Origin of the sequence: Kineococcus sp. G2 (genome assembly GCF_037154035.1) — a bacterium.
Lineage (GTDB): Bacteria > Actinomycetota > Actinomycetes > Actinomycetales > Kineococcaceae > Kineococcus.
Genome location: NZ_JBBBEM010000034.1, coordinates 1 through 7,878, shown reverse-complemented (window position 1 = coordinate 7,878; position 7,878 = coordinate 1). Strand labels below are relative to the sequence as shown.

Annotated in this window: 9 protein-coding genes; 6 read left to right on the top strand and 3 right to left on the bottom strand. The window is 75.7% G+C overall.

Annotated elements, in window-relative coordinates:
• Positions 1-60 precede the first annotated feature (60 nt).
• Both V9U69_RS07130 and V9U69_RS07125 read right to left on the bottom strand, forming a co-directional pair.
• Entirely contained in the window at positions 61-1,167 is a 1,107-nt protein-coding gene (locus tag V9U69_RS07130) for an LLM class flavin-dependent oxidoreductase (protein ID WP_337060772.1), read from the bottom strand.
• A gap of 161 nt (positions 1,168-1,328) precedes the next feature.
• Positions 1,329-1,553, bottom strand: coding sequence for a DUF5703 family protein (locus tag V9U69_RS07125; protein WP_337060771.1), 225 nt, complete (start codon positions 1,551-1,553; stop codon positions 1,329-1,331).
• A gap of 144 nt (positions 1,554-1,697) precedes the next feature.
• Here V9U69_RS07125 and V9U69_RS07120 point away from each other — a divergent pair, with 144 nt between their 5' ends.
• Both V9U69_RS07120 and V9U69_RS07115 read left to right on the top strand, forming a co-directional pair.
• Positions 1,698-2,063 (top strand): primosomal protein, encoded by a 366-nt coding sequence (locus V9U69_RS07120; protein WP_337060770.1) that lies wholly within the window; start codon positions 1,698-1,700, stop codon positions 2,061-2,063.
• A 233-nt stretch (positions 2,064-2,296) separates the two neighbouring features.
• The gene (locus V9U69_RS07115) at positions 2,297-3,139 is read left to right on the top strand and encodes an undecaprenyl-diphosphate phosphatase (protein ID WP_337060773.1); all 843 of its coding nucleotides are present in this window, start codon (positions 2,297-2,299) and stop codon (positions 3,137-3,139) included.
• A gap of 66 nt (positions 3,140-3,205) precedes the next feature.
• Here V9U69_RS07115 and V9U69_RS07110 read toward each other — a convergent pair whose 3' ends face one another.
• A complete protein-coding gene (locus V9U69_RS07110) occupies positions 3,206-4,246 on the bottom strand; it encodes a magnesium and cobalt transport protein CorA (protein ID WP_337060769.1) in 1,041 nt (346 codons plus the stop codon).
• A gap of 106 nt (positions 4,247-4,352) precedes the next feature.
• Here V9U69_RS07110 and V9U69_RS07105 point away from each other — a divergent pair, with 106 nt between their 5' ends.
• The 4 genes from V9U69_RS07105 to mshC all read left to right on the top strand — a co-directional run.
• Positions 4,353-5,087 (top strand): histidine phosphatase family protein, encoded by a 735-nt coding sequence (locus V9U69_RS07105; RefSeq protein ID WP_337060767.1) that lies wholly within the window; start codon positions 4,353-4,355, stop codon positions 5,085-5,087.
• Between the two features lie 114 nt (positions 5,088-5,201).
• The gene (locus V9U69_RS07100; protein WP_337060765.1) at positions 5,202-5,762 is read left to right on the top strand and encodes a DUF3090 domain-containing protein; all 561 of its coding nucleotides are present in this window, start codon (positions 5,202-5,204) and stop codon (positions 5,760-5,762) included.
• Between the two features lie 17 nt (positions 5,763-5,779).
• Positions 5,780-6,748: an SCO1664 family protein gene (locus tag V9U69_RS07095; RefSeq protein WP_337060762.1), complete on the top strand. Its 969-nt coding sequence runs from the start codon at positions 5,780-5,782 to the stop codon at positions 6,746-6,748.
• A 62-nt stretch (positions 6,749-6,810) separates the two neighbouring features.
• Positions 6,811-7,878 (top strand): cysteine--1-D-myo-inosityl 2-amino-2-deoxy-alpha-D-glucopyranoside ligase (mshC, locus tag V9U69_RS07090; RefSeq protein ID WP_337060761.1); only part of this gene is annotated, 1,068 nt, incomplete at its 3' end.

The window sequence follows — 7,878 nt, the reverse complement described above, 5'->3', positions numbered from 1 at the left end:
GGGGCGCGGTCGGCGCCCACCCCCGCGGGGGTGGGCGCCTCGGCGGGGGTGTCGACCCCCTCAGGCACCGACGGGCTCGCTGCCCGCAGCGGCGGCGCGGGCGGCGACCCGGCTCGCGTGGGTGGGCGGGTCGCTGGGCACGTGCGCGGGGCGGCGCGCCTCCAGCTCGCGGCGCAGCACCGGCACGACCTCCTCGCCCAGCAGGTCGATCTGCTCCAGCACCGTCTTCAGCGGCAGGCCCGCGTGGTCGACGAGGAACAGCTGGCGCTGGTAGTCGCCGAAGAACTCCTGGAACGTCAGCGTCTTCTCCACCACCTGCTCCGGTGTGCCGACGGTCAGGGGGGTCTGCGCGGTGAACTCCTCCAGCGACGGCCCGTGTCCGTAGACGGGGGCGTTGTCGAAGTAGGGGCGGAACTCGCGCACCGCGTCCTGGCTGTTGCGCGCCATGAACACCTGCCCGCCCAGGCCGACGATCGCCTGCTCCGGGGCGCCGTGGCCGTAGTGGGCGTAGCGCTCGCGGTACAGGGTGATCAGCCGGACGTAGTGCTCCTTGGGCCAGAAGATGTTGTTCGCGAAGTAGCCGTCGCCGAAGTAGGCGGCGATCTCGGCGACCTCCGGGGTGCGGATGGAGCCGTGCCAGACGAAGGGCGGCACCCCGTCCAGCGGGCGGGGCGTGGAGGTGAAGGACTCCAGCGGGGTGCGGAAGCGCCCCGACCAGGTGACGACGTCCTCGTCCCACAGCCGGCGCAGCAGCTGGTAGTTCTCCACCGTCAGCTCGACGCTCCTGGTGATGTCCTGCCCGAACCAGGGGTAGACGGGGGCGGTGTTGCCGCGCCCGAGCATGAGGTCGGTGCGCCCGCCGGCCAGGTGCTGCAGCATCGCGTAGTCCTCGGCGATCTTCACCGGGTCGTTGGTGGTGATGAGCGTCGTGGACGTCGACAGGGTGATGCGGCTGGTGCGGCCGGCGAGGTAGCCGAGCAGGGTCGTCGGCGAGGACGGCACGAAGGGGCGGTTGTGGTGCTCGCCGGTGGCGAAGACGTCCAGACCCGCCTGCTCGGCGTGCTCGGCGATGGTCGTCATCGCAGCGATGCGCTCGGCCTCGGTCGGGGTCCGGCCCGTGGTGGGGTCGGGCGTGACGTCGCCGACGGTGAAGATCCCGAACTGCATGGTGACCGCCCCTCGTGTAGTTCATGCATCTGCATGTACCCGCTCCAACGGGGCCGGGTCCCCGGGTGTTCCCCGGTGAGCCCGGACGGGTGGGGGTTCGACCGTGCACGACCACCGCAGGGAGCCGGACCGCGGGGGAGCCGGACCGCGGGGAGGAGGGGTCAGCCCGTGCGGGCGACGCGGATGATCTTCCGGCGCAGCCACACGCGGCGCGCGCCGCCCAGGTACAGGCGCACCCGCGCCAGCTCCCAGTGGCCGTACTCGGCCTGCTCGGTCAGCAGCTGGCGCGCCTCGGCGCGCGTGGTCTCCCGGGACAGGGTGAGGACCCGGTACTCGTACTGGTCGCCGGAGCGGCGGCGCCCGGTGGAGGAGGTGTCGGCGGACATCGCCCCCATTGTCCACCCGCGTGCACGCCCGCGCGTCCCCGCACCGGTGGTCCCGCACCGGTGGTCCCGCGCCGGTGAGCCCGTGCCGACGATCACGCCGTCCGCACCGCGCCGCTCGGGCGCGCTCTCCGCTACGGTCGGCACATGACGCCCGATCCGCGCGCCGCCCTCGCGCGTCTCGTCGAATCCCTCGAGAACCACTTGGCCGCTGCGGCGAACCGGCGCGGGGAGGCCGACCCCGCCGTCGCCGACGCCTACCAGCGCCTCGCCGACGCCTTCGAGGTGTACGAGGAGGCCATCTACGACGCCTACGACGAGGTGACCCCCTTCGTCCTCTACGACGACGTGGAGGACGAGCGCGAGGACTCCGAGGACGACGACGAGGACGACGACGAGGACCTCGACGACGAGGACGAGGCCCTGGGCGACGACGAGGACGACGACGAGGACGACGATCTCGACGACGACGAGGGGGACGCCGCCGCGCCGGAGGGCGCGCCCCGCCGCTGAGCGCGGGGGCGGCGCCGGCCGGTGTGAGGGTTCGGTGATCGCCCCCAGCGGCTGTCGTGGCGCACCCGCACGCCGCGCGGGCACCGGCGCGCGCGTCGGTAGTGTCCGGACGTGCTCACAGCCCCTCCCGACCTGACCACCCCCTGCCCGCCGGGGCGGCCCCTCGCACCCGGCGCCCGCCCCTCCACCCGCCTGCGCACCGGCCGGCGGCCCGCGGGAGCCGCCGCGTGAGCATGGGTCTGGGCCAGGGCGCCTTCCTCGGCCTCGTGCAGGGTCTGACGGAGTTCCTGCCGATCTCCTCCAGCGCCCACCTGGCCATCGCCGGGACCCTCGTCGGGACCGACGACCCCGGCGCGGCGTTCACCGCCATCAGCCAGCTGGGCACCGAGGCGGCGGTGGTCCTGTACTTCCGCCGCGACATCGCCCGCATCGTCAGCCGCTGGGCGCTGTCCCTGGCCGGGCGGGTGCCGCGCTCCGACCCGGACGCGCGCATGGGCTGGCTCGTCATCCTCGGCTCGATCCCCATCGGCGTGCTGGGGCTGGTCTTCAAGGACCAGATCGAGACGGTGCTGCGCGGCTTCGTCGTCATCGGCACCACCCTGTGGCTGTTCGCGCTGCTGCTGGGCGCCGCCGACCGCTTCGGCCGCAAGGAGCGCACGCTCGACCGGCTCACCTGGGGGCACGGCCTGCTGTTCGGCCTGGCCCAGGCCCTGGCGCTGATCCCGGGCGTCTCGCGCTCCGGCGGCACCATCACCATGGGCCTGCTGCTGGGCTACACCCGCGAGGCCGCGGCCCGCTACTCCTTCCTGCTGGCCGTCCCGGCGGTCGTCGCCTCCGGCTTCTTCCAGCTCTACGACGAGCTCAGCGCCGGGGCGAGCGTGTCCTGGGGCCCGACGGTGCTCGCCACCGTCGTCGCGTTCGCGGTCGGCTACGCCGTCATCGCCTGGCTGATGCGCTTCATCACCACGCACAGCTACACCGTGTTCGTCGTGTACCGCATCGTGCTGGCCGTGCTCGTGTACGCCCTGGTCGCCGCCGGTGTCCTGCCCGCCTGGAACGACACCGCCGTCGGCTGAGCGAGCGCCCGCGCACCCCGGCCCGGGGTGCGCGGGCGGAAGCCGCGCGGAGGCCGGCGCCGGCCCCTACAGCCAGCCGGAGCGCTTGAACGCCCGGAACATCCCCAGGCAGATCGTCAGCATCAGCAGCAGGCACGCCGGGTACCCCCACCGCCAGTCCAGCTCCGGCATGTGCTCGAAGTTCATCCCGTAGATCCCCGCGACGAGCGTGGGCACCGCGAACATCGCCGCGTACGCCGAGATCTTGCGCATGTCGTCGTTCTGGCGCACCGACACCTGCGCCAGGTGCGCGTTGAGCACGTCCGTCAGCAACCGGTCGTACCCCTCCACGTGCTCCACCGTGCGCACCAGGCCGTCGAGCACGTCGCGCAGCTCCAGCAGCGACTGCTCACCGCCGTCCGTGCCGTCGACCTCGTCGAGCCCGCCGCTCCCGCCCGACCCGCCGATCCCCTCGAGGTCGGTGGCGCCGCCACCGCCGCCCGCCAGCAGCTGCTTCATCGGCGTCACCAGCGGCGCCACCGCCCGCCGCACCTCCAGCACCTCCCGCTTGAGGTTGTAGATGCGCTCGGCGTCGGAGCTGCGCGCGGGGGAGAAGACCTGCTCCTCCATCTGGGCCACGTCCCGCTCCAGCTCCAGGTCGATGGCCTCGTACTCGTCGACGAGCCGCTCCAGCACCCCGTGCAGCACCGCGTGCGGCCCCCGCCGCAACCGCTCCGGGTCCTCCTGCAGCGACTCGCGCACCGCCACCAGCGACTCCGAACGCCCGCGGCGCACGCTGACGACGAACCGGTCGTCGACGAACAGCATCACCTCGGCCGTCTCCACCGCCGAGCGGTCGTCGAAGTACGACAGCGCCTTCAGCACCACGAACAGCGTGTCGCCGTAGCGCTCCACCTTGGGGCGCTGGTGGCCCTCGACGGCGTCCTCCACCGCCAGCGGGTGCAGGCCCAGCGCGTCGGCCACCCGGGCCAGCTCGTCCTCGCCCGGGTCCTCCAGCTCCAGCCACAGGAAGCCCTCCACCCGCTGGCGGCAGTGCTGCAGCGCCCCGGAGAGGTCCTGCACCTCCCCGCGCCGGCCGTCCGCGTAGGTCGCCACGTCCACGATCACGGCGCCATCGTGCCGTCCGCACCGCACCGGCGCTCGCGGGCGGTGCCCGGGTGGCGCTCGGGCGGCGCCCGGGGGCCGCGGGGGAGCAGCGCCTAGGCTGGCGCCCGTGCCGACCCTGCTGCTCGTCCGCCACGGCCGCACCACGGCCAACACCGCCGGAGTGCTGGCCGGCTGGACGCCCGGGGTGCGCCTGGACGATCACGGCGAGCAGCAGGCCGCCGCCCTCGCCCAGCGCCTGGCACCGCTGCCGCTGGCCGCGGTCGTCACCTCCCCGCTGGAGCGCTGCCGGCAGACCGCCGAGCTGCTGCGGGCCGTGCCCGGCCCCGGCGGCGAGCGGCCCGGAGCGCTGGTGGAGGAGCGGCTGGGGGAGGTGCGCTACGGCGACTGGACCGGCCGGGAGCTGAAGTCCCTGGCGAAGGAGCCGCTGTGGAGGACGGTGCAGGCGCACCCGTCCGCGGCCGTCTTCCCCGGCCCCGAGGGCGAGGGGCTGGCGCAGATGCAGCACCGCGCGGTCGCCGCCGTGCGCGAGCACGACGCCCGCGTGGCCGCCGAGCACGGCGAGGACGCCGTGTGGATGGCCGTCACGCACGGCGACGTCATCAAGGCGGTGCTGGCCGACGCCCTCGGCATGCACCTGGACCTCTTCCAGCGCCTCAGCGCCGACCCCTGCTCCGTCTCCGTCGTGCGGTACGCGCCGCTGCGGCCCTTCGTGCTGCGCACCAACGACTCCGGCGGCGACCTGGCCGCCCTCGCCCCGCGCCGGAAGGGGCGGCGCCGGGCGGCGGGTGCGCGCGGCGCGGCGTCCTCCGACGCCGTCGTCGGCGGCGCCACCGGCACCTGAGAGCCACCCGGGAGCAGCCGGACGACCCGCCCGGTGGGCCGTCGCACCCGCGCCCGCGCCCGGCCCGGCGGCGCCCCGCAGGGCACGTCCCGCGCGCGGCGCTAGGGTCGCAGCATGCCCGTCTTCGACTACGACCCGCCCGAGCGGTTCGTCGCAGGCACCGTCGGCGAACCCGGGTCGCGCACCTTCTTCCTGCAGGCGCGCACCGGTGGGCGCCTGACGTCGGTGGCGCTGGAGAAGGCCCAGGTGGCCGCCCTGGCCGAGCGCGTCGGTGAGCTGCTCGACGAGATCGTGCGCCGCTCCGGCGGGCAGGCGCCCGTGCCGGCGCTGCCGCCCTCCGGCACGGAGGACACCGGCCCGCTGGAGGTGCCGATCGAGGAGGAGTTCCGGGTCGGCACCATGAGCCTGGCCTGGGACTCCGAGCGCCAGGTCGTCGTCATCGAGTGCTTCGAGGTCGACGACGACGTCGAGGCCCTCGAGGACGCCGAGGCGGCGCTCGTGCCCGACCCGGCCCGCAACCTCCTGCGCGTCTCCCTCGACGGCGCCAGCGCCCGCGCCTTCTCCCAGCGCGCCACCGCCCTGGTCGCCGCCGGCCGCCCCCCGTGCCCGTTCTGCGCCGGGCCGCTGGACCCGGCCGGCCACGTGTGCCCCCGCGCGAACGGCTACCGGCGCTGAGCGGCAGCACCCCCGGCGTGTTCGCCGGCGTCCCCGAGGCCGACGCCCTGGTGCACCTGGCCACCGGCGAGCTGCGGGTCCGCGGCCGCCTCGCCGACGCCTCCAACGCCACCCTGTACTCCGTGGTGCTCCCGGCGGGCGCCGCCGGCGGCGCGGAACTGGCGTGCGTGTACAAGCCGGTGGCCGGGGAGCGCCCGCTGTGGGACTTCCCCGACGACACCCTCGCCCGCCGCGAGGTGGCCTCCTACGCGGTCTCGGCCGCCACCGGCTGGGACGTGGTGCCCCCCACCGTCCTGCGCGACGGACCGCTGGGCCCGGGCAGCGTGCAGCTGTGGCTGCAGGCCCCGCCCGAGGAGCCGGCCGGGTCCGAGGAGCTGGAGCGGCTGCAGGAGGTCGACGGCGCCGCCGCGCCGGACGGGGACGCGGGGACCCGCGACGCCCCCGCCGGCGCCGACAGCGCTGCCGCCGACGACACCGACGACGCCGACGTGGTGGTCCTCCCGCAGCCCGGCGCGGGCCTGGTGGACATCACCTCCCCGCGCGAGCTGCCGCCCGGCTGGCTGCCGGTGCTGAGCGCGGAGGACTACTCCGGGCGCCCCGTCGTGCTCGCGCACGCCGACGACCCGCGCCTGCGCCGCATCGCCGTCCTGGACGCGGTGCTCAACAACGCCGACCGCAAGGGCGGGCACGTGCTGCCCGGCTGGGACGGCGCCGTGCACGGCGTGGACCACGGCCTGACCTTCCACACCGAGCCGAAGCTGCGCACCGTGCTGTGGGGGTGGGGCGGCCAGGCCCTGGACGCGTCCGAGCGCGAGGTGCTGGAGAGGCTGCGCACCGACCTCGGTGGGCGGCTGGGGGAGGTCCTGGCCGAGCTGCTGAGCGCGGAGGAGGCCGTGGCCACCCTGGAGCGCGTGGAGCGGCTGCTGCGCACCGGCCGCCTGCCCCGCCCGCGCGGGCAGCGCACCATCCCGTGGCCGCCGTTCTGACCCCGGCCCGCACCAGCGCCCCCAGGCGCGGCGGGACCCGGCGGCGCGGGTAGGTTCGGCCCGTGCGCTCCTGGCCCGCCCCCGACCCCACCACCCTGCCCGGCGACGGCGCCGGCGCGCTGCCCGGGCGCGGCCCGCGGGTCCACCTGCACGACTCCAGCACCGGCCGCCTCCAGCCGGCCGGTCCCGCCGAGGGCACCGCGACGCTGTACGTGTGCGGCATCACCCCCTACGACGCCACCCACCTGGGGCACGCCAACACCTACGTCGCCTTCGACCTGCTGCAGCGCGCCTGGCGCGACGCCGGCCTGGCCGTCACCTACGTGCAGAACGTCACCGACGTCGACGACCCCCTGCTCGAGCGCGCCACCGCCACCGGCGTGGACTGGACCGAGCTGGCCGCCTCCCAGGTCGAGCTCTTCCGCGAGGACATGGCCGCCCTGTCCGTGATCCCGCCGCAGCAGTACCTCGGCGTGGTCGAGGCCGTCGACCTCGTCGCCGCCGCCGTGCGCGACCTCCTCGCCGCCGGCGCCGCCTACCGCGTGCCCGGCACCGGCGGCGCCCCCGACGGCGACGTCTACTTCCCCGTCGCGGCCGACCCCGCCTTCGGCGAGGTCTCCCACCTGGACCGGGCCACCATGCTGGTCCTGTCCGCCGAGCGCGGCGGCGACCCGGACCGCCCCGGCAAGCGCGACCCGCTGGACCCGCTGCTGTGGCGGGCCCAGCGCGACGGCGAGCCCGGCTGGGACGCCGGCGAACTGGGCCGCGGCCGCCCCGGCTGGCACGTGGAGTGCACCGCCATCGCCCTGCAGCACCTGGGCACCCCCGTCGACGTGCAGGCCGGCGGCAGCGACCTGCTCTTCCCGCACCACGAGATGGGCGCCTCCCACGCCCACGTCCTGCGCCCGCACGCCACCCCCTTCGCGCGCCTGTACGCGCACTCCGGCATGGTCGCCCTCGACGGCGAGAAGATGAGCAAGTCGAAGGGCAACCTCGAGCTCGTCTCCCGGCTGCGCGCCGCGGGGGAGGACCCGGCCGCCGTGCGCCTGGCCATCGTCGCCCACCACTGGCGCAGCGACTGGGAGTGGACCCCCGCGGTGCTGGAGCGGGCCCGCGAGCGCCACGCCCGC

Coding starts and splice junctions, on each gene's coding strand:
- V9U69_RS07120 (WP_337060770.1), top strand. CDS start 1,698: ATGACGCCCGATCCGCGCGCCGCCCTCGCGCGTCTCGTCGAATCCCTC.
- V9U69_RS07125 (WP_337060771.1), bottom strand. CDS start 1,553: ATGTCCGCCGACACCTCCTCCACCGGGCGCCGCCGCTCCGGCGACCAG.
- V9U69_RS07115 (WP_337060773.1), top strand. CDS start 2,297: ATGGGTCTGGGCCAGGGCGCCTTCCTCGGCCTCGTGCAGGGTCTGACG.
- V9U69_RS07130 (WP_337060772.1), bottom strand. CDS start 1,167: ATGCAGTTCGGGATCTTCACCGTCGGCGACGTCACGCCCGACCCCACC.
- V9U69_RS07100 (WP_337060765.1), top strand. CDS start 5,202: ATGCCCGTCTTCGACTACGACCCGCCCGAGCGGTTCGTCGCAGGCACC.